This window comes from Enterobacter sp. PTB (assembly GCF_051130085.1).
Lineage (GTDB): Bacteria > Pseudomonadota > Gammaproteobacteria > Enterobacterales > Enterobacteriaceae > Enterobacter > Enterobacter ludwigii.
This window is the reverse complement of record NZ_JBDKEE010000151.1, coordinates 1-350: the sequence shown is the minus strand read 5'-3', so window position 1 is coordinate 350 and position 350 is coordinate 1. Positions and strand designations below refer to the sequence as shown.

Below are 350 nucleotides of genomic sequence, written 5' to 3'. Positions count from 1 at the left end.
TTGGCAGGCCAGGTATTGATGACGCTGATCACGTGGCGCAGCCAGGCTTCCGGCTTGATGCCGTTGAGTTTGCAGCTTCCGATCAGGCTGTACATCACTGCTGCGCTGTCGCCACCACCATCGGAGCCGAAGAACATGTAGTTACGGCGCCCCAGCGCTACCACCCGGAGCGCGTTCTCGCACAGATTGTTGTCTATCTCCACCCAGCCATTGCGGCAGTATTCGTTCAGAGCATCCCACTGTTTCAGCAGGTACGCGAACGCCTTCGCCATATCTGAGTGACGCGACAGCATGCTCATCTGTTGCTGTACCCAGTCGTACAGCGACTGCATCAGTGGTACCGTTCTGGC

The 350-nt window shown here is 57.7% G+C and carries 1 protein-coding gene; it reads right to left on the bottom strand.

What is annotated here, in order from left to right; genetic code table 11:
- Positions 1-350, bottom strand: a 350-nt coding sequence (locus tag AAIR21_RS28045; protein WP_434682861.1) for an IS66 family transposase, incomplete at both ends; no start/stop codon positions are given.